At 60.9% G+C, this 19,490-nt stretch carries 22 protein-coding genes; 11 read left to right on the top strand and 11 right to left on the bottom strand.

The genetic code is table 11. The features are described from left to right. Nucleotides 1-4: 4 nt before the first annotated feature. The 7 genes from maiA to C0Z16_RS19000 all read right to left on the bottom strand — a co-directional run bounded on the left by maiA (nucleotide 5) and on the right by C0Z16_RS19000 (nucleotide 5,613). Complete coding sequence (gene maiA, locus C0Z16_RS19030) at nucleotides 5-649, bottom strand: maleylacetoacetate isomerase (RefSeq protein ID WP_102633674.1); 645 nt, start codon at nucleotides 647-649, stop codon at nucleotides 5-7. A 16-nt stretch (nucleotides 650-665) separates the two neighbouring features. Next, a complete protein-coding gene (locus C0Z16_RS19025) occupies nucleotides 666-1,364 on the bottom strand; it encodes a fumarylacetoacetate hydrolase family protein (RefSeq protein ID WP_102633819.1) in 699 nt (232 codons plus the stop codon). A gap of 88 nt (nucleotides 1,365-1,452) precedes the next feature. After that, the gene (gtdA, locus tag C0Z16_RS19020) at nucleotides 1,453-2,499 is read right to left on the bottom strand and encodes a gentisate 1,2-dioxygenase (RefSeq protein ID WP_102633673.1); all 1,047 of its coding nucleotides are present in this window, start codon (nucleotides 2,497-2,499) and stop codon (nucleotides 1,453-1,455) included. 9 nt (nucleotides 2,500-2,508) lie between these two features. Continuing rightward, on the bottom strand, nucleotides 2,509-2,832 hold the full coding sequence (locus C0Z16_RS19015; RefSeq protein ID WP_102633672.1) for a non-heme iron oxygenase ferredoxin subunit: 324 nt from the start codon (nucleotides 2,830-2,832) through the stop codon (nucleotides 2,509-2,511). A gap of 8 nt (nucleotides 2,833-2,840) precedes the next feature. Beyond that, nucleotides 2,841-3,314, bottom strand: coding sequence for an aromatic-ring-hydroxylating dioxygenase subunit beta (locus C0Z16_RS19010; RefSeq protein WP_102633671.1), 474 nt, complete (start codon nucleotides 3,312-3,314; stop codon nucleotides 2,841-2,843). 1 nt (nucleotide 3,315) lies between these two features. Beyond that, nucleotides 3,316-4,572, bottom strand: coding sequence for an aromatic ring-hydroxylating dioxygenase subunit alpha (locus C0Z16_RS19005; RefSeq protein ID WP_102633670.1), 1,257 nt, complete (start codon nucleotides 4,570-4,572; stop codon nucleotides 3,316-3,318). 54 nt (nucleotides 4,573-4,626) lie between these two features. Beyond that, nucleotides 4,627-5,613, bottom strand: coding sequence for an FAD-binding oxidoreductase (locus tag C0Z16_RS19000; protein WP_102633669.1), 987 nt, complete (start codon nucleotides 5,611-5,613; stop codon nucleotides 4,627-4,629). Between the two features lie 132 nt (nucleotides 5,614-5,745). Between C0Z16_RS19000 and C0Z16_RS18995 the strand changes: the two genes are divergently transcribed. The 6 genes from C0Z16_RS18995 (at nucleotide 5,746) to C0Z16_RS18970 (ending at nucleotide 10,791) form a co-directional block, all read left to right on the top strand. After that, nucleotides 5,746-6,648 (top strand): LysR family transcriptional regulator, encoded by a 903-nt coding sequence (locus tag C0Z16_RS18995; RefSeq protein WP_102633668.1) that lies wholly within the window; start codon nucleotides 5,746-5,748, stop codon nucleotides 6,646-6,648. 245 nt (nucleotides 6,649-6,893) lie between these two features. Continuing rightward, a complete protein-coding gene (locus C0Z16_RS18990; protein ID WP_102633667.1) occupies nucleotides 6,894-7,727 on the top strand; it encodes an ABC transporter substrate-binding protein in 834 nt (277 codons plus the stop codon). Nucleotides 7,728-7,767: 40 nt separating this feature from the next. Then, nucleotides 7,768-8,484, top strand: a complete 717-nt coding sequence (locus C0Z16_RS18985) for an amino acid ABC transporter permease (RefSeq protein WP_102633666.1) — start codon at nucleotides 7,768-7,770, stop codon at nucleotides 8,482-8,484. Nucleotides 8,485-8,506: 22 nt separating this feature from the next. Continuing rightward, nucleotides 8,507-9,157, top strand: a complete 651-nt coding sequence (locus C0Z16_RS18980) for an amino acid ABC transporter permease (protein ID WP_102633665.1) — start codon at nucleotides 8,507-8,509, stop codon at nucleotides 9,155-9,157. Beyond that, nucleotides 9,154-9,906 carry an amino acid ABC transporter ATP-binding protein gene (locus C0Z16_RS18975; protein WP_102633664.1) on the top strand — a complete coding sequence of 251 codons (753 nt, stop codon included), beginning with the start codon at nucleotides 9,154-9,156 and terminating at the stop codon, nucleotides 9,904-9,906. Before C0Z16_RS18980 ends, C0Z16_RS18975 begins: the two co-directional genes overlap by 4 nt. A 123-nt stretch (nucleotides 9,907-10,029) precedes the next feature. Beyond that, a complete protein-coding gene (locus tag C0Z16_RS18970; protein ID WP_102633663.1) occupies nucleotides 10,030-10,791 on the top strand; it encodes an IclR family transcriptional regulator in 762 nt (253 codons plus the stop codon). Nucleotides 10,792-10,909: 118 nt separating this feature from the next. Here C0Z16_RS18970 and C0Z16_RS18965 read toward each other — a convergent pair whose 3' ends face one another. Then, nucleotides 10,910-11,602, bottom strand: coding sequence for an SDR family NAD(P)-dependent oxidoreductase (locus C0Z16_RS18965; RefSeq protein WP_102633818.1), 693 nt, complete (start codon nucleotides 11,600-11,602; stop codon nucleotides 10,910-10,912). Between the two features lie 170 nt (nucleotides 11,603-11,772). On the opposite strand from C0Z16_RS18965, the gene C0Z16_RS18960 reads away from it, so the two are divergent. Continuing rightward, nucleotides 11,773-12,702, top strand: a complete 930-nt coding sequence (locus tag C0Z16_RS18960; RefSeq protein ID WP_102633662.1) for a LysR family transcriptional regulator — start codon at nucleotides 11,773-11,775, stop codon at nucleotides 12,700-12,702. 27 nt (nucleotides 12,703-12,729) lie between these two features. On the opposite strand, the gene C0Z16_RS18955 is transcribed toward C0Z16_RS18960, so the two are convergent. Both C0Z16_RS18955 and C0Z16_RS18950 read right to left on the bottom strand, forming a co-directional pair. After that, complete coding sequence (locus C0Z16_RS18955; RefSeq protein WP_102633661.1) at nucleotides 12,730-13,158, bottom strand: type III secretion system chaperone family protein; 429 nt, start codon at nucleotides 13,156-13,158, stop codon at nucleotides 12,730-12,732. Then, nucleotides 13,155-14,216 (bottom strand): hypothetical protein, encoded by a 1,062-nt coding sequence (locus tag C0Z16_RS18950; RefSeq protein ID WP_146014321.1) that lies wholly within the window; start codon nucleotides 14,214-14,216, stop codon nucleotides 13,155-13,157. Before C0Z16_RS18950 ends, C0Z16_RS18955 begins: the two co-directional genes overlap by 4 nt. Nucleotides 14,217-14,787: 571 nt before the next feature. On the opposite strand from C0Z16_RS18950, the gene C0Z16_RS18940 reads away from it, so the two are divergent. From C0Z16_RS18940 to C0Z16_RS18925, 4 genes are all read left to right on the top strand, one after another. Beyond that, complete coding sequence (locus C0Z16_RS18940) at nucleotides 14,788-15,675, top strand: RNA polymerase sigma-70 factor (protein WP_102633658.1); 888 nt, start codon at nucleotides 14,788-14,790, stop codon at nucleotides 15,673-15,675. A gap of 107 nt (nucleotides 15,676-15,782) precedes the next feature. Then, entirely contained in the window at nucleotides 15,783-16,820 is a 1,038-nt protein-coding gene (locus C0Z16_RS18935) for a LysR family transcriptional regulator (RefSeq protein WP_102633657.1), read from the top strand. A gap of 162 nt (nucleotides 16,821-16,982) precedes the next feature. Further along, nucleotides 16,983-17,738, top strand: coding sequence for an SDR family oxidoreductase (locus C0Z16_RS18930; RefSeq protein ID WP_102633656.1), 756 nt, complete (start codon nucleotides 16,983-16,985; stop codon nucleotides 17,736-17,738). Nucleotides 17,739-17,770: 32 nt separating this feature from the next. Then, the gene (locus tag C0Z16_RS18925) at nucleotides 17,771-18,187 is read left to right on the top strand and encodes a cupin domain-containing protein (RefSeq protein ID WP_102633655.1); all 417 of its coding nucleotides are present in this window, start codon (nucleotides 17,771-17,773) and stop codon (nucleotides 18,185-18,187) included. Nucleotides 18,188-18,250: 63 nt separating this feature from the next. Here the strand turns inward: C0Z16_RS18925 and C0Z16_RS18920 are convergent, their stop codons facing one another. Continuing rightward, nucleotides 18,251-19,264: a DUF1254 domain-containing protein gene (locus C0Z16_RS18920; RefSeq protein ID WP_102633654.1), complete on the bottom strand. Its 1,014-nt coding sequence runs from the start codon at nucleotides 19,262-19,264 to the stop codon at nucleotides 18,251-18,253. Nucleotides 19,265-19,490 lie beyond the last annotated feature (226 nt).

Below are 19,490 nucleotides of genomic sequence, written 5' to 3'. Positions count from 1 at the left end.
AAACTTATGGCGTCACAAAATCGGGCTGCTTCTGCGGCTGCGCGACGTCGAAAGCGGGATGTTTCAGCGCGCGCTCATAGATGGCAAAGCTCAACGGGAAGCCGCTCATATCGCAACCCATGCGCTGCGCGTTCGCCATCTGCGGGATCAGGCAGCAGTCGGCCAGCGTCGGCGCTTCGCCGAAGCACCACGCGCCCCTTCCATGACGCTCAAGAATCCGCTCCACGCCTTTCATCCCTTCCGACACCCAGTGCCTGTACCACGCGTCTTTCTGTTCGGGCGACACCTTCAGCACCGTCTGCAGATAGCCGAGCACGCGGAGATTGTTGACCGGATGCATGTCGCAGGCGATCAGCGAGGACAGCTCGAGCACACGCGCCCGTAGCGCGGGCTCATTGGGAATCAGCAGCGGCTCGGGGTACCGCGCGTCGAGATAATCAATGATCGCGAGCGACTGGCCGAGTGTGAAGTCCCCGTCTTGCAGCGCGGGCACCGTTGCCGACGGATTGACCTCGGCCACGTACCGCTCGGCGCGATGCTCCCCCACACGAATGTTGACGGGCTGATAGTCGTAAGCGAGCCCTTTCAGCGCGAGCGCGATGCGCACGCGGTACGAAGTCGAGCTGTTGAAGAAACTATGAAGTTGCATCGCGCGTTCCTCCGTCTCAGACGACCGCAACGGTAAGCTCGCCAAGCCGGTCAACGCCGACGGTCATCGTGTCGCCCTTGTTGACCGCGCCAACGCCCTCGGGCGTGCCGGTGAAGATCACATCGCCCGGTTGCAGGTGGAAGAACTTCGACAGATCCGCGATCGTCTCCGCTACCGACCATATCAGATGCGACACGTCGCTTTTCTGTTTCGTGACGCCGTTGACGTCGAGCCAGATGCCGCCCGCGGCGAAATGGCCGACGTCTTCAACGGGATGGATCGGACCGACGGGCGCCGAGCGGTCGAAAGCCTTGCCGATTTCCCAAGGACGACCCATCTCGCGCATCTTCATCTGCAGATCGCGGCGCGTCATATCGAGCCCGACTGCATAGCCCCACACGTGATCGAGTGCGCGATCCACGCCGATATCCGAGCCGCCTTTGCCGATCACCACTACCAGTTCGGCCTCATAGTGATAATTGCCGGTTTGCGACGGATACTCCAGCGCCAGCGTCTCGCCGTATGCGACCGGCACGATGGCATCCGCGGGCTTGCAGAAAAAGAACGGCGGCTCGCGATCCGGATCGAAGCCCATTTCGCGCGCATGGGCGGCATAGTTTCGGCCTACGCAGTAGACGCGGCGCACGGCGAACTGGGCATCGCTGCCGACAACGGGCAGGGCAACAGGTGCTTCAGGAGGAAAAACGAATGACATGATGAGGGAACTCGCTTGATTGAAATGGTGGAAAATCACACGCGCCTCGCTCGCACGGTGGACACGCGCCGCCGCTGACATGCAGCATCTACACGCGTTCTTCGCGCAGCAGATTCAACGCAGACAAAACGGGTCGGTCCGAATAGCTGAACAGAACGCAGTCGGTCGACGCGTCGAGCGCGACAGGCTGCCACGACGGCGCGACGAACACGTCGTGAGGCCCGAACGGCAACGCTGTGTCGCCGATACGCGCCGTCCCCGCGCCTTCGACGACGCAATAGATCGTGGCATCCGTACTGCGATAGGTGCGGCCCGCGAATCCCGCAGGCAGGAATTGCATGAACGTCGCGATAGTCGGCATCGGCCAGCCGCCAGTCGCGGGATTCACATAGCGCAGCTTCACGCCGTCCCAGGCGTCGAGTTCGCCGTTCCGGTAGAGCACGTCGAGCGCCTCGCGACTGCGTTCGTACGGATAGCTAAAGATCGGCGACGAGGGGTCCGTGGCCCGATGCCTCACCGGCATCATGTTGTGTCCGAAGCGGGCGAAGCTGTCGCCTTCCGGGCGCAGCACCGGTTGCGTCGATTCCGGGTACGTCTCGGCGAATCCCGCATCGAGCGCCGCAATGAGCGGAATATCGAGGCCGTCCAGCCAGATCACGGGCTCACCGCCTTCGTCGACTGACGGATTGCCGTGGTCGTGCCACGTCCATGACGGTGTGATGATGAAGTCGCCGGGCTTCATGGTCGTGCGCTCGCCGTTCACGGCCGTCCATGCGCCCTGCCCTTCGACGATAAAGCGCAGCGCGGATTGCGTATGCCGGTGGCTCGGCGCAATCTCTCCCGGCAGGATCAGTTGCAGGCCGGCATAAAGCGTCGGCGTCATACTCGATTTGCCCGGCAGCCCGGGATTCTCGAGCACGAGCACGCGGCGGACCGCTTCCTCGGCGCTGATCAACGCGCCCGACTGCAACACCAGATCGCGGATCTCCGCGTACTTCCAGATGGCGGCCTGGGCTTGCGGGCGCGGCGCTTTCGGCACGAGGTTATGTAACGACTCCCACAGCGGTGTGAGCCGCTGTTGGGCGATCCGTTCGTAATAGGCTGTGCGTTCGTCCTGCTGCGTTTGCGCGCTCATGTGCGTCTCCTAGGATTGATTGTCGATATCGACGAACACGCTGCCCGCCTCGATCCTGACCGGATAGCTCCGGATATCGCTCGTGAGCGGTTCGCACATGGCGCGTCCATCGCGAATGTCGAAACGGCCCTGATGCAGCGGACATTCGATTTCATGCCCTTCGAGAAAACCGTCGCACAGACGCGCGTGACCGTGCGTGCAGATGTTGTCGGTGGCGAATACTTCGCCGCCGACGCCGTAGATAGCCAGTTCCTTGCCGGCGGCCTGCACTGCGACGACATCGTCGCTCGGTACTTCAACCAGTTCGATAACTCTTGTCCATTGCTGTGTCATGAGCAACCTCAAATCGGATAAATCAGCGAGTTGGCAATCATCTCGCTGTCGAACACACAGATGCGCGACTCGAACTTCAAGCCGTGATCCGTGCGGCGAATCGTGTCGATGTAGCGCCCCACGTTGAACACAGTGGATATGTCGTCGGGCTTGGTCCGGAACACGGCATAGTTCGCTTCCGCGCGAATCCGTTGCGCGTCGGCTTCGAAAATGCGCGGCACGCTCACCACATGCCGCTGGTAGTACGGGTCATGAAAGATCGTCTCGGTCACGCCGAAGACCCGGTCCTTCAGCATGCCGCGGCTCTCGAACGAAAGCGTCGCGAGCGGATAGCCGCGCTCGAAGTTTTCGCGAGGCTGCACCTTGTACACACATTGGTCGGTAAAGAACTCCGGCCACTTGTCCAGTTCGTTGTTGTCGAGCGCGGCGGCGTAGTCGGCATAGAGCGCGAGCAGTTGCTGATAGGTATTGAAGTCGAGCATCTCAAGCCTCCATCACACGGCGCCAGTAGCGGTACATGCCGCGGATCAGCGTCTCGGTCACCATGTGGTCCGTGTCGGCGACCTCGCGCCCGCCCAGTTCCGCGACGGTTCGGTGAAACGGCTTCTGCTCGAAGCCTTCCTGCGAGAATTCGATCACCTCGCCATCGTCCGCGGAGACGAACCCAGCCGGCCCGAACAGGTTCGCCTGGCGAAGCCGCCGCTGCGTCATGTCCTCGCTGTCTTCCTCGAAGCCAAAATGCGTCCAGACGAAATCGAATGAACCATGGCCGTTCGGCTGGATGTGCCGTGTCGAAACGGAATTGACCTGCTGCTGGATGATCACGCTCGGAAAGAGCGTCATCATGACGGCGGTCGGGGCGCCCCACCACTCTTCCTTGACCACGTCGAGAAAGCGGTCGTCGTGCAGGGTCATCTGTTCCTTGAAGCTGGATACGCCGCTCGTCACGTCGCCTTTGCCGCCGGTGCCGCGTGCCGAGATCATCGCGGCGTGACGGAAGTGCTCGTCCATCTTGAGTTCGGATTTATTGTCGGCGCGCCAGAGGCCGAAGGTGACAAACCACGTGTGCAGAAGGCCCGGGTGATACGGGTCCTTGATGTTCTCCTGCATCAGTTTCCAGTTGCCCGGAATGCGTTGCCGGTTGTAGCCGAGAATGGTGAGCTTGCGTCCGTCGAAAACGCGATCAAAATAGCCGAGGATCGTCGGACCAAGGTAGTCCTCGAGCGACGGCATGTCATGATCGAACGATGCGAACACCACACCATTGCGCGCGGCAACCTTCAGCTTCGTGAGACCGTGTTCTTTCGGATCGAAATCCGGCGGCATGCCGCCGTTGATCTTGCCGTCGAGCTTCACGCCGCGGCGGAAAGGCACGCCGACAAGGTTGCCTTTCAGGTCGTAGTTCCACTGGTGATACGGGCACGTGAAATCCTTCCGGTTGCCGGACTTCTCGCGGCAGAAGCGCACGCCGCGATGCGCACAGACGTTTTCGACGACATGGACCTCGCCGTCCGCAGCCCGCGTGACGATAACGGAACGCTCACCGATGACGGTGCGCTTGAAATCGCCAGGATTCGGTATTTCGGCTTCCAGCGCTACGTAGCACCAGTGCCCGGAATAAAAGAAGCGCTCCAGTTCGCGCCTGTAGATGGCGTCGTCTGTATAGGCGGCAAAGGGGATGCGGCTACTGCCTTCGTCCTTCCATGCCGGCTGCCTGAAAGCAACGGGTGCCTCGATCATGTGTTGTCTCCAAGAATGATTAATGGCGCGACGATGCGTGCCCACGCGCACAGATCAAACGCCACTCGAATGAAACGCATCGGCATAGATCCGCTCAGGCTGAACCCCTTTCTGTCGCAACAGGATCGAAGCGGCGTCGACCATAACCGGCGCGCCGGCCACGTATGCGCTCCAGCCCTTCATGTCGCTCCAGTCGTCGCTCACGGCCTGCGTGACGACGCCGCTGCGGTAGTCGTCCACTTGCTTGCCCGATGCAACGACGACGTGAAAGCGCATACGTCCAAGCCGGCGCTGCAATTCATCGAGCCACGGTTCGCCGTAGATGTCGGCCTTCGAGCGCACGCCGAAATAGACATGCACGTCGTTGTCCATGCCGGCCTGCTCGATGCCGCGCAGAATCGCGAGAATCGGCGCGAGTCCCGTGCCGCCCGCGATGCATACGATGGGACCTGTCGTCTTGCGGCGTAGATATGCCGTGCCCAGAGGACCGCTCACGCGCACGCTGTCGCCGACCTTCAACTCGTTTGCAACGTAAGAGGTGACCCTGCCATCGGGCACGACGCGAATGTGGAATTCGATCTCGTCGGGGTTCTGCGTAACCGCCATCGAATACGGCCGCGCATGTTGCGGCGTGAACTGAAGATTCGCGTACTGTCCCGGCGAGAATTCGAATGCCTTGGGCAGCTTCAGGCGCAGACGCTTTATGTCGTGGGTCATGTCCTCGATGGACAGCACGGTCGTCTTCAGTATCTTCGCGGGATGAACGACGATCTCGTCGACTTCCGGAATTTCGATCGCGCAATCGTCGACGAGGGTCGTCTGGCACGCCAGCACCGACTCGCCCATGTTGATTGGTGCATTCGATTCGCCGCTGCCGGCCGTGAGCACGCTGCCCGAAACCACGCGGCAACGGCATGTGCCGCAGCGGCCCGACATGCAGCTATACGAAACAGGGATCTGGTTGGCCCGCAGGAGGTCGAGCAGGTTGTCGCCCGCACGCGCGTCGAGCGCGCGTTGAAGCGGCAGAATAGATACTTTCATGGCGCCAGTGTCTCCGGGCTGGTCTTGATGAGGCCATGATGCCGCCGGCTGCGCTATAAATGAATAGAAGATGCTTGATATGCTCCATCACTGGCAGTGATAATGCGAGCCAGCGGCCACCGGAGACAAGCTATGGAACTTCACGACATCGACCTGAACCTGCTGGTGGTCTTTAATGAACTGCTGCGGCAGCGTCGCGTGTCAGCGGTTGCGGAGAAGCTCGGCATCTCGCAGCCGGCCATCAGCAATGCGCTGAACCGCCTGCGCCGCATTCTCGGCGACGAGTTGTTCCTTCGGACATCGAAGGGCATGATCCCGACGCCTTTTGCCGAAACGCTCGCAGAGCCCATCGGCTTCGCGCTGGGCGCAATCTACAACACGCTCAACGCGACGACGACATTCGATCCCGCCTCGAGCAGCCGCACCTTCACTATCGCGATGACGGATATCGGCGAAATCTATTTCCTTCCCGCGTTGATGAAACGGCTTGGCAAGATCGCGCCGAACGTCACCATCAGCACGGTGCGCAGAACATCGGAAACACTTCAGGAAGAGATGGAAACCGGACGCGTCGACCTGGCAATCGGCTTCATTCCCGATCTGAAGACAGGCTTTTTTCAGCGCCGGTTGTTCCGGCAACGGTACGTGTGCATCTTCCGCAAGGGGCATGCGGTTGCCAAAGCGGGCATGACGCTCGCCGCGTTCCGCGAGGCCGAGCATGTGTCGATCGTGGCCGAAGGCACCGGTCACGGCATGGTGGACGATGTGATCCAGCGTGCAGGCGTCGCGCGAAACATACGGCTGCGCGTACCGCACTTTGTGGCTGTCGGCCACATCCTTCAGACGACGGATCTGATTGCCGTTGTGCCGCAGGCCTATGCGACAAGAACGCTCGCGCCCTTCGCGCTCGAACAGGCTGCGTGCCCGGTGAAGATTCCCGACATCGTCATCAATGTCCTGTGGCACGCGAAGAATCATCGGGAGCCCGGCAATCAATGGCTGCGGCAGTTGGTGTTCGAAGAGTTTTCGTTGTAGTCGCAGGGTCAACCGTGGCATGCAGAGGAACGTGTTATCCAGGTCGCTGAGACCCGTTGCAACTATTTTTTTCTCGTGAAACACTGCGCTTCATCTGCTGTGCCGGACATGAGTCCGACATACCAGACAACCGACCGTTAGCGCGCGATCTCACTTCGATGTCATTGATCTTGCATGCCGCGAAGGCCATGTCGATCGCCGTTTCCTCCGCGCATGAAGCTCTCACACCAGATCGGGATCGAGACATGAGATTCGTCAAGGACAGCGCCAAATTCGCCTGTTTGTTCGCCGTAGCCGGTCTGCTGATGCTCGGAGGCTGCACGAAGGTCGCCTCGCCGGAACAGGGCGCCTCGGCGGATTCCACGCTCAAGCAGGTGCTGCAACGCGGCACGCTGCGGGTCGGCGACTGTCTGACCTTTGCGCCGTTCGGCTTCTACAACAAGGACGGTCAAGCCGACGGTTACGACGTCGACCTGGCGAAAGAACTCGCCAAGCAGATGGGCGTCAAGCTCGAGGTCGTGAACACGACGAGCGCCAACCGCATTCCGAACCTGCAAACCAGCAAGGTCGACGTGGTGTTCTGCAACTTCACCCGCAACCTCGAGCGAGCGAAGGAAATCGCCTTCACGAATCCATATGTAGTGGCAAGCGAGGCGCTACTGGTCAAGAAGAGCAGCGGTATCAAGTCCATCAACGATATGTCGAATCGCACCATCGCGACCGTCAAGGGTTCGACCAACGGCGACGAAGTGCGCTCGCTAAACATGCAGGTGAAGATTCAGGAATTCGACAGCTCGCAGGCTGCGATTCTCGCGGTCAAGCAGGGCCAGGCCGATGCGATGATCGAGGACAACAACTTTCTCGCCTTTCAGGCAACGCTCGATCCGGATCTGACCGTCACCAACGAAGCTCTGGTTCCGCTCGAATACAACGCATTCGGCGTGAAAGCGGGCGATCAGGTCTGGCTCAACTACCTGAACCTGTTCCTCTTCAATATCAACGCATCGAAGCAGAATGCGCAGCTGTACAAGAAGTGGTTTGGAACCGAACCGCGCTTTCCGCTGAACCCGCAGTACTGAAACCGCGCTTGCGCTGCGCCGTTCGACGGACGGAGGAACCATGAGCTACGAATGGGTGACCCTTGCGGGTTATTTGAACGATTTCGTTCGCGCGTCGTGGCTGACGCTCCAGGTCACGCTGCTGGCCTTTGTCCTAGCGATGCTGCTCGGCTTGCTGACCGCACTCGCAAGCGCATCGCCCGTGCGGCTGCTGCGGGCAATCGCGAGTGTCTATATCGAGGCGATCCGCAATACGCCGGTCCTGTTGCAGATCTTTATCGTGTTCTTCGGGTTGCCATCGCTCGGGATCACGCTCAACGCCTATACGGCCGGCGTCATTGCGTTAGGCGTGAATGTCGGCGCCTATCTGGCTGAAGTGTTTCGCGCGGGTATCCAGTCCGTGCCGCGCGGTCAGCTTGAAGCAGCCTCGATCCTCGGTCTGGAGCGTTCGCAGATTTTCATCGAGGTGGTGCTGCCGCAAGCCGCACGCGCGGTCTATCCGGCGATCGTCAACAACCTGATTCAGCTGTTGCTAGGCACGTCGCTCCTGTCGGCCATCGCGTTGCCGGAGTTGAGTGGCACGGCGACGGTGATCAACGCGCGCACGCTGCTCTATATCCAGACTTTCACGATCACGCTGATTGCGTATCTGTTCCTGAGCAATGTGCTGTCGTGGCTCGCCGGCCAGATCAGTGTGCGTGTCTTTCATCCGCCGCTCGTCATGAAGAAACGCACGCGCCGGCCGCTCGTCGTCGCACGACAGGCCGATCGCACCTGAGCGCTCAAACCGGAGACCGAACATGTCGAGCGAATTGTTAATGACCAGCCTGGCGATCCTGTTTCAGGGATTGCTGGCGACACTGCTCCTGTCGGCCGCGGCGATAGTTGGCGGAACGCTGATCGGCCTGCTGGCAGCCGTATTGCGCTCATTCGGGCCATGGGGCACGCCGCGCGTTGCCAAACTCTATATAGAACTGTTTCGCGGCACACCCGTGCTGATCACGCTGATGTTCATCTATTTCGGCGTGTCGTACTTCGGCTACGCAATCGATGTGTTCGCGGCGGGTGTGGTGGGCTTGAGCGTCTATCAAGGCGCCTACATTGCCGAGGTTTTCCGCTCGGGCATCGAAGCCGTGCCCAAAGGCCAGTGGGAAGTGTCGCAGATCCTCGGGCTCAGCAAGATTCAGGCGTTCTTTTCCGTGATCCTGCCGCAGACCGGGAAGATCGTGATGCCGCCGCTCATCGGCCAGTATCTATCGCTTATCAAGGACACGTCGATCGTCAGCATGATCGGCATGTCGGAATTGATGCATGGAGGCCAGGCGATTGTCGACCGGGTCGGCAAACCCGTGGAAATCTATGGACTCGTCGCCGTGCTTTATTTCATCGTGTGCTTTCCACTGTCGCAGTGGGTGCGCCACCATGACCGTAGGAGGAGCCTGTTGTCATGACCACTGTCACCACGTCGAAACCCGTCATCAACCTGACCGGCGTCAGCAAGTCGTTCGGCTCCTTGCAGGTTCTCAAGGAGATCAACCTTGACGTGCGGCCGGGCGAAGTGCTTGTGCTGATCGGGGCATCGGGCTCGGGAAAGAGTACGGTGCTACGCATCATGAGCGGCCTGGAAACAGCCGACACGGGCGAGGTCTGGGTCAATGAAGTGCCGCTGCACGATGCGCGCCGGGCGAAGGAAATCCGTGGTCATGTCGGCATGGTGTTCCAGCAATTCAACCTGTTTCCGCACAAGAGCGCGCTGGGCAACGTGACACTCGCGCTAATCAAGGCACGCAAGATGAGTGCGGCGGACGCACGCAAGCGTGCGATGGAAGCGCTGGATCGGGTGGGTCTTGCGGATCGAGCCGAGCACTATCCCAGCCAGCTCTCCGGCGGCCAGCAACAGCGTGTGGCCATCGCACGAGCGTTGGCCGTGGAGCCAGGCATCATGTTCTTCGACGAAGCCACATCCGCGCTCGATCCCGAACTCGTCGGCGAAGTGACCGAAGTCATGCGCGGACTCGCACGCGACGGGATGACCATGGTTGTCGTTACGCACGAGATGGGTTTCGCGCGCAAGACCGCCGACCGCGTGGTGTTCATGGACAAGGGGGTGATCGCCGAACAGGGCGCCCCCGAGCAGATCTTCGTGAACCCGCAGAACGAACGTACGCGGCAGTTCCTGCATCGTGTGCTCGACCATTGAGCCGCGAGATATGACCGCAGCCGTCCCAGGTTCGCAGGCTGACGGCGGCTCGCACTTTACGCACTGAACCGGCATCGCACAAAAAGATGAACCGCGAACCCTATCGCCGACGGAGTTGAATGAATGTCCGCACCAGAATCATCGAGGGCCAGGGGAGTCGACCGCGTCATCGGCATTCTCAAGCAGTTGCATATTGCGCGGCGTCCGATGACGATGCGCGAACTGATTGAAGCGACCGGCGCGCCGCGCTCGAGCATCTACGAACTGGTTAGCATGCTCACGGAAGCCGGATGGCTCGAGACAAGCGCCGACGGCAGCGTGTTCTTCGGCCGCGAGATGCACTATTACGGCTCCGACTATGCGGTCCACAACGATTTAATCAGTCGCGCCCACCAGGCAATTCTCGCGCTCGTTCGCACGCACGATGAAACCGCCCAGTTGTGCATGCTCGAAGGCAACAAGTACACGGTGGTTCTATCGGAGAACAGTTCCCGACCCTTCAACATCAGTTCCGACATTGGCGTAAAGGTGCCAATTCCGTGGACCGCATCCGGCCGCCTGCTGCTCGCCCACCTGAGCGCGGAGGAAATTCACAGGTTAATCCCGGACGAGGACTTTATTCTCGACAACGGCAGACGCGTTGAATTTCAGGACTTTCTGAGCGATGTCGAACGCGCCGCCGATCAGGGGTACTGCTGCACGGATGGTCTATCCCACACGTTTCGACTCTGCATGGCGGCGCCTATACGCGACCGCAGGGGTCTACCCGTCGCCGCGCTTTGTTTCATGACGAGCCGCGACACGCCTCCGGAGAAGCGCGCGATGATGCTGGAAGACCTCATCAGGTCCGCGAAAGCGCTGTCGCAACCCTACGCCCAGCAATAAGATAGAAACAGGCTCCATGCGCCAGCGCAAAGTCGACGTAGGCTTTACGATCGTCGCAAAAGATTCGGCCTGATGGCCGCCACGCTCGTCTGCCGCGGACGAGCACCGCCTCCGCCGTTTACCAGGGAACGACTCGACCGAGATAATCCAGGTAATGCAATCCTGAGCGGCCTTCGTAAGCATCCATCGTATTGAGCAAATTCGGAATGCTTTCTTCGATACTTAAACGCGCTTGAGGGCCGCCCATGTCCGTGCGCACCCAACCGGGCGCCATCAGCAACAAGCTTCGCGAATCATTGGCGTGGCGTGCCGCAAAGCTGCGCATGAACATATTGAGCGCGGCCTTGCTGCCCCGGTAGACCTCGTAATTCCCGTTCACGTTGTTCGTGACGCTGCCCTGGCCCGAAGACATCACGCCAATCGTGCCGTTGGGTTGAACGAGATCCTGAAACGCTTCGATCACTCTCATCGGACTTAGCGAGTTTGTCACCATCACACGGATGAATTCTTCGGTCGACACATCCGCGATGGTTTCACGATCATCGTTTTTGACGCCCGCATTCACGAAGAGCACGTCTAGCCGCCGGCCTTCGAGACGAGCGCGTAGATCTGCGACTTGCTCCTCAAGCGTTATGTCCAGCGTCTCTATTTGGAGTGCGCCAGAAAGCTTGCGAAGGCCTTCCATCGAGTTGGCTCGCGCGGTGGCAATCACACACCAGCCGCGCTTCAGGTATTGCTGGGTCATCGCGAATCCGAGACCACGCGACGCGCCGATAAGAAGAACGGTCTTCTGCCGAGATACGGTTTGCATATGAACTATCCCTGTCAATGAGGCTTGTCCGAACACATCGGAATAAAGCTCGCCGTTAGCGGATCGGTCCAGAAAATATATCGGCACGTAGAAGATGGCGGAAGACGCAACGCCTGCATTCATAACCTGCACCGAACGCCTTGTCGCGCCACTGGGTGTTACGATCGGACATGCCCGAACCCGACCTGAACCTGTTAATTGCGCTCGAGATGCTGCTAGCCGATGGAAGCGTGGCAGGCGCTGCCCGTCGATTGGGCCTGAGTGCCTCTGCAATGAGCCGAACCCTGACGCGACTTCGCGCGGCAACAGGTGACCCGCTGCTGGTTCGCGCGGGACGCCAGATGGTCTTGACGCCGTATGCCGAAGAAATTCGTGAACGCACGCGAAGCGCGCTTCATGAGGCTCGCGCCGTTCTTCGTCCGTCGAGAACGGAGCCCGATTTCCCGACGTTGCGGCGAACTTTTACCATTCGAGCCAACGACGGCTTTGTCGAAGCTTTCGGCTCGCCGCTGATCGCTGCGGTAAGGGCGGTTGCGCCGCAGGTATGTTTGCGCTTCGCCCCGAAACCCGACAAGACCGCGACGCATCTGCGAGACGGTTCGGCTGATCTGGAGATTGGTGTCCTGGGTGAAATGGGTCCGGAAGTGCGCTTGCAGGCCCTATTCCGGGATCGTTTCATCGGTGTGGTCAGGAAAGGCCATCCGCTGGAACTCGATGGGCCGATAACCGCTGAACGATACGTCGCTTTCGGCCACGTGGTTGCTTCACGAAGAGGCAAGGCAACCGGGCCTGTCGATGAAGCCTTGGCCGTTGTAGGCCTTGAGCGAACCATCGTGGCGGTGGTCCCGAGCTTTCCCGCTGCACTGGCTGTAGCTCGAACTTCAGATCTGATAGCGCTCGTGCCCGCATCTTTCCTGGGCACTGAGGCCAGACACCACGAAGGTGCCGTAAGCGATAGAAGCTACGCGTTCGAGTTGCCTGTCGCGACGGAGAACATCATCGTGTCGCAGATGTGGCACCCGCGTTTAGAAGTCGACCCGGTTCACCGTTGGCTCAGGCAAGTCGTGCTATCGGTATGTCGCCGACAGGTGCCGCTATAAGTTGTCGGTAAGACATTCATGCCGCCGCTACAGCGCTCTTTGCGCTTCAACGGTCGCTTCTTCGGGACGACCGGCTTCGTCATCGCGCTCGTCCAGCAGTTCTGTGATCGAGCCGAGCAGGTCGGCCGCGTCGCACGAGCCATCAAGCGGGAAGAAGATCAGATAGCAGAGCCGTGCCGACTCTGGGTCGAGACCGAGCGCGCCCTCCCACGCGGCGGCGGCATGAAAGTTCGCCTCCAGTGCAAAGCGGTGCACCTCTTCGCGCTCGCTTGCATGCAATTCGCCCAGATCCACCTGAACGCGCACGTGCAGCGGATCTTTGCGCTCGTCGTAGCGAAGCATTACCGCATGTCCATAAACAGCGAGCCGCCCGCTTCCGATAAGGCCCGCAGAATCGCCGAGCCCCGCGGTTTCGCAGATGTCGTGGATCAGCGCTGTGTAGTTGGCATGGTTCATTGATTGTTGGCCCGCTGCAAGGTTTCGTATCGGATGTCTTCACCGGGGATCGCGATTCTGGCCGGCAGCCGGTCCTTGCCTCGAAGCCGCCGCATTAGACCTTTTACTTTCCCGCCAAACGATGGCCCCTGCGTCTCGCGATCCAATGCGTGAACGAGCTTGACCGCCACCGGTTCTTCTTCGGACGTGACCTTGTACTCGCGCTTGACCGAGAATATGAGCTTGTTCTGTTTGAGCATCTCCTGGGTCATCCTTTTGTCCTCGGGTCCGAACCGTGGGCTTTTCATTCGCATCACCGTGTCCCACGCCGCCCCATTGACCGAGCGTTGCCGGTAGAGCGCATGCGACTCCGGACTCTCAGGTGCATGACGCTTCGGCTTCACCGACTCGCGCTGCGGCGAATGGATCGGAAATCTCTCGATTTCCGGCTTCAGTGTGGAGCGCTCATCGTCGATCACGCGGGCCTCGGCTTGCGGTGCGAAGCGCACGCGACGCATCCCGGATGTCCCCGCTTCGCCGGGTATCGCGGCAGACTGTGCTGCGCTGGAATGCACCGACTGGATTTCGGATTCGCGCTTCGGCGACACGCTGTGGCTGCCTGCTTCGGATTCGATGTCGGATTCCCGCTCCGATTCCCACTCGGATTCCGACTCCGGCCGCCACGGCACGTCGTCGTTCTCCACCACTCCACCGTCGCCATCGCGCCACGCATGCAATTGCGCTCGCAGTTCCTTGTCGTCAATGTGCGCATGCCCGAAGCGCTGTGTGGCCGATGCATGAACCGCCGTATCGACGCGAGCCCTATGCGTTCTGAAAGCCTCTTCATAGGCCTGATCGAGCGGCAGTGACTCAAGATGTTGACGTTTCATCAGGCCAAGCGGCCAGCCATAATCGAGCGGCACATTCAGCGCAACCGGTCGCGATTCCACGGCCGGCGGCGCCGGTCGCGCCTCTGGCCGGGGACGCTCCATGAACCGCCCGGCAAGACGCCGGACCACCCTTCCAGCGCTGCCGATCGAGCGGGCGATGCCGGTGCCGTCGATGTTCAGCACCGTCACAGCACCCCTGTTCGAATGTCCTCGCCGAGGCCCGGCAACGCCGCGAAATCGCGCGGCGCTCCCATCGGCGCGCACGGCGGCGGCGCTTCCCGCCGGTCTCCGCCCGTCCGCCACCGATCCAGTGGCCGATGAAGCAGTCGGCATCTGCGCAGGATTTGCCCGACGAGGCGCCGCGCCGGACTGCCGCAACGTGCCGCGCAATTGGCTCAACGACTGGAAAATCCCATTGCGCGAGCGCGAGCCACCCACTCCCGGCCGCGCGGCGGTGTTCTCTCCGTGAGACGTTTGAGACCGGTCGTCGACGGATTCGGACGACGGCAAATGAGTAGGGAGTCGGATGGTCATGGCGCACGCTTGCTCAGAGATGGATGACGCATAGTACGCAGACCGATGAGCGTGCATGGCCCCGATAGAGCGAAACCGTCGCGCCGGTAGCGAAACCTAGGTTGAAAGGCGCGGCGACGACCACAGGCGGCGCCGAATGTCTTCAGCGTCGTCCGTCCATGGCAATATCGCACTGCCGGCACGCTCTTCTGGTGAGCCTTGTGCCAAAGCAACAGGAAGCTTCTCCATGGACGACGACGTGCACGCCTTCAACGGGCTTCGCCCGCGATTGCAGAAGATTGCCTATCGAATGCTGGGCTCCGTCGCGGAAGCCGAAGATATCGTGCAGGACGTCTGGCTGCGTTGGCATGCGGCGGCCCGGGAAAGCATCGAAAACGCCGAAGCATGGCTCGTCGCCGTCACGACACGCGTATCCATCGACCGTCTGCGCGCCGCGAAAACCCAGCGCGAACACTACGCGGGCATCTGGCTGCCCGAGCCACAGATCACCGGTTCCGCACCCACGCCTACTCCCGAGGAGGCCGCAGAGCGCACAGATGACGTTTCCGTGGCGTTTCTGATGCTGCTGGAACGGCTGACGCCCGAAGCGCGCGCAGCCTTTCTGTTGCGCGAAGTTTTCGACGCGGATTACGGCGAAGTCGCCGAGATCATCGGTAAGACCGAGGCGGCCTGTCGACAACTCGTGAGCCGTGCCAAAGCGCAACTACGCGATGAGCGCCCACGTTATGCCGTGCCACGCGAGACGCATCATCGTCTGCTGCGGATGTTCGCGCACGCGGTCGAGCGCGGCGACTTCCCGGCGATCAACGCATTGCTGGCCGAAGACGCCATGCTGATCGGCGACGGCGGCGGCAAAGTGCAGAGCTTCCCGAAGCCGATGGTGGGCGGCCGGCGCATCGCGCAGCTTTTCTACGCGTCGTCGCGGCGTTACGGCAGCGAAGTCAGCGTCAGGCTCGTGGAGCTCAACGACCAGTGGGCGCTGCTGCGCTTTATCGAAGGCAAGCTCGAATCGGCACAGTCAGTCGAAACGGACAATGAGCGCATTGTTCGCATCCTCGTGCAGCGCAATCCCGACAAGCTCGCGCGCATTGCCGCGGCATACGCCAACGGTTGACCCTGCATGTTCCGCGCGACGCCTTAGCCGACAAAAATGGCGGACGATGTCACAGATGCCGCTGCTGATACGTCTAGCCGTGTTTGGACTTCAAGACTCGCGCCTGCATGTCAGATTACCCATCACGTCGCCCCGTCACCGGCAGCAACGACCCCTTCGCGAGCAGCTTTGCGACGACTTACGCCGGCGTCGTTTCTTTCCTGGCCGTCGCCAATGAAGGCAGCTTCGCCCGCGCGGGCGATCGCCTCGGCATCGGCCGTTCGTCGGTCAGCCGCAACGTGCAGAAACTCGAGGCCCAGCTCGAAGTGCGTCTGTTCCTGCGCACCACGCGCAGCACGTCGCTCACGCGTGAGGGCCAACTTTTCTATGAGAACTGCCAGCCCGGCATCGAGCGCATCGTCCAGGCGCTCGATGAAATGCGCGAGCTGCGCAACGGACCGCCGCGCGGCCATCTGCGCATCGCGTCGACGCCCTGCTTCGGCCGCAAGATCGTCGCTCCGCTGCTGCAGGGCTTTCACTCGCAATATCCCGACATCGCGCTTGAATTGCTGCTGAACGACCGTCCCGCCGACTTCACCGCCGATCGCGTCGACGTGTCGTTTCGCGACGGACGCATGGAGGACAGCGGGATCGTCGCGCGGCACTTGCTTCCGATGCAGATGATCGTCTGCGCATCGCCGGCCTATGCGCGCATTCACGGCTTGCCGCGCCACGTCGACGCACTCGCGGAGCATCGCTGCATCAACTTGCGCACCGGGTCCGGCCGCATCAAGGAGTGGGAGTTCAAGGTCGACGGCGTAGCACAGCGGCGCCTGCCCGTCGCGCAGCACACGTTCAATGACGCCGATCTGATCCTGCAAGCGGTGCTCGACGGCCTCGGCATCGCGCAGTTGCCGGCCTATCAGGTGTGCGATCTGCTTGGCGCGCGCCAATTGATCGCTTGTCTCGCGCACCATGCACCCGACGACGGCGGCCACTACATCTGCTATCTCAGCCGCAAGCATCTTCCGGCGCGAATCCGCGTGTTCGTCGACTATATGACCGAGCATACAAGAGCGCTGGATTGGCAATGCCTGGCGGCAATGGCGCCATATGCAAAGTCGGCCGGACAAGGGACTACCCAGGTCGCGACGGCCGTCGGTTAAACGATATGCACTTTCGTCGGGCGAAAGCGTGCCTGTTCGATTTCGGATTGGTGTCCATGAGACAACACGGTGAGTTCGTGCGCGGACCTACCGCAACCCCCCGGGGCCGCCTACGATGTTTCATGCGGCGCCTTGCCGCTAATCAGCTATGGAGTGTGGACCATGAAGATCGTTGTCATCGGCGGCACCGGCCTGATCGGCTCGAAGACCGTCACGATTCTGCGCGAGGCCGGTCACGAAGTGGTTGCTGCATCGCCGAAAAGCGGCATCAACACCATCACCGGCGAGGGGCTCCAGGAGACGTTGGCCGGCGCGCAGGTGGTGATCGACCTCGCCAATTCGCCGTCGTTCGAAGACGCGGCAGTGCTCGAATTCTTCGAGACGTCCGGTCGCAATCTTCATGCGGCAGAGGCCGCGGCGGGCGTCAGGCATCATGTCGCGCTGTCTATCGTGGGCACTGACCGGACGCCGGAGAACGGCTATTTCCGCGCGAAGGTTGCGCAGGAGAAACTGATCGAAGCCTCCGGCATTCCGTACACCATCATCCGCTCGACACAGTTCCTGGAATTTCTCGGAGGCATCGCGGCGTCGGCAGCGGAAGGCAACACGGTCAGGCTTTCGCCCGGTCTGTTCCAGCCCATCGCTGCGGACGACGTTGCAGCGAGTGTCGCCGATGTGGCGCTTGCCGCACCGCGCAACGGCATTGTCGAAATCGCGGGTCCGGAGCGGGCGCCTTTCGATGAAATCATCGCCCGCTATCTGAAGGCGATCGGCGACCCGCGCGAGGTCGTGCGTGATCCGGAGGCGCGCTACTTCGGCGGCCGCGTCGACGAGCTTTCGCTCGTGCCATTGGGCGAGGCGCGCCTCGGCCGCATTGCGCCGGACGAATGGCTGCGCCGGTCACAGGCAGCCGCGTGATTGCGTATCCGCCAACGGAAGGATAGTGCTCCATGAAACGCATCCTTTGTACGCTGCTTTTGGCCGCGCTGCCGTTCGGCAGTCCGCTCGCGGATACGGCTCAGTCGAAGAACGCCAAGGTGACGCTCGTCTACCAGCACGAATTGCCGAACGTTCCAGGCAAAAGCATGAAAGGCGTGCTCGTCGAATATGGCCCGGGTGGCGACTCGCCCGGACATACGCACCCCAAGTCCGCCTTCATTTACGCGACTGTGCTCGAGGGAGCGATCCGCAGTCAGGTCAACGACGGGCCGGTGACGCTCTACAAGGCCGGACAGAGCTTCTCCGAACTGCCCGGCGACCGCCACGCCGTCAGCGCCAATGCGAGCAAGACGAAGCCGGCCAAACTGCTCGCGGTTTTCGTGGTGGACACGAGCGAGACGGAATTGACCATTCCGGTGGGCAATTGAGGTTGAGACCGACACAGCCTGGCTGACCAACGGCAGCTTCGCATCGCGCGCTGCCGCGATAGGTCAGGTTGCCGGCTTCGCTTCCGGGAAGTTCCACTTGCCGTTGAGCACTTCCTCGCGCGGCCGATAGAGCCGCACCATGTAGTTCCACCCTTTCACGATCGGCAGACAGTTCGGCACTTTGCCGTCGCAGCCGCCAAAGCGGATCGTGATCGTTCCGGCGTCATCCTTTCTGGCCGTGATGTTGTTCAGCGTGTATGCGTCGTAGCGGTTCTTCTCGTAGTAGCCCTTGGCGTTGTAGACGCTGATCGACCAGAAGCCGTCGACAGGCACGTCCTTGACACTCAATGCGTATTGGGTAGCTCCGTCGTTCCTTGTCGGAACAACGTTCAGATAGATAGCGTCACGTGGCGAATTTGCGCCCCACGCCGAGGCAGCGCCAATCAGATATTGAACCGGGTCCACTTCGTTTTTCGTGCCGAAGGCGCGCCGGGTATCGGTGACTGTACTGGCGAGAACGAGGAGCGCATCCCGGAGCTTCGTCTGGCTTGTCTTGTCCCAGTTGGGAATCTCGAACTTGCCTGGCCCGCCCGGTTGCGAAACCTTGATTGCGTCCTGCAGCGCATGAACCCGTCCGAGATCGTTGGGATCGTTCGGATCCACCACGGTACGCACGCCAGCAAGCACATAACGCGTGCCGATTTTCGCCTTGTCGAGCGTATGCGGCCCTGCGCCGTATTCAGTTGTGGTGTACTGATCTTCGCTGATGATCTGCAGCGACATGAACCGCTGCCCGGCATCCGGCAGCGTAACGGTGGCCGGTCCTGCGTCGAGATCGAAGACGCGCGTTGAATACAACGTATCGCGATTGCCGCGGATAACTGGCTGATGATCGATTGGCAGAAGTTCGCGAATATGATGCCATCCGCCGAAGCCACCGCCGGTCACGGAATTATTAAAGTAAAGATCGGTTTCGGCGCGAACAAAATTATCGACGGTGACAGGTACCGTGTCTTTGGCAAAAGCGAGCCCCGTTGTGCACGTGAATACCAGCGCTGCGATGTAGACTGTTTTCATAGCGGTCCTTTCCATTGCTAAGTGTGACAATGCCGCGATCGTTCGCGCCAAGGGTCGTGGCCCCTATGCCGCCTCAAGAGTCGGATACCTGACGATCGTGGGTACGGCATCTTAGCTGCAACTGTGCAAAGAATGGCGAAGAACATTCTCAGCCCACGATTTCCATCGTGCCCTACCATCCGATCCATTAGTAGTCTTTGGCATCTGCGGTCGGCCTCTGCGGCAA

It is taken from the genome of Paraburkholderia rhynchosiae (assembly GCF_002879865.1).
Lineage (GTDB): Bacteria > Pseudomonadota > Gammaproteobacteria > Burkholderiales > Burkholderiaceae > Paraburkholderia > Paraburkholderia rhynchosiae.
Note: the sequence above shows the minus strand (reverse complement) of the source record. Positions and strands in the feature narration are given on the sequence as shown.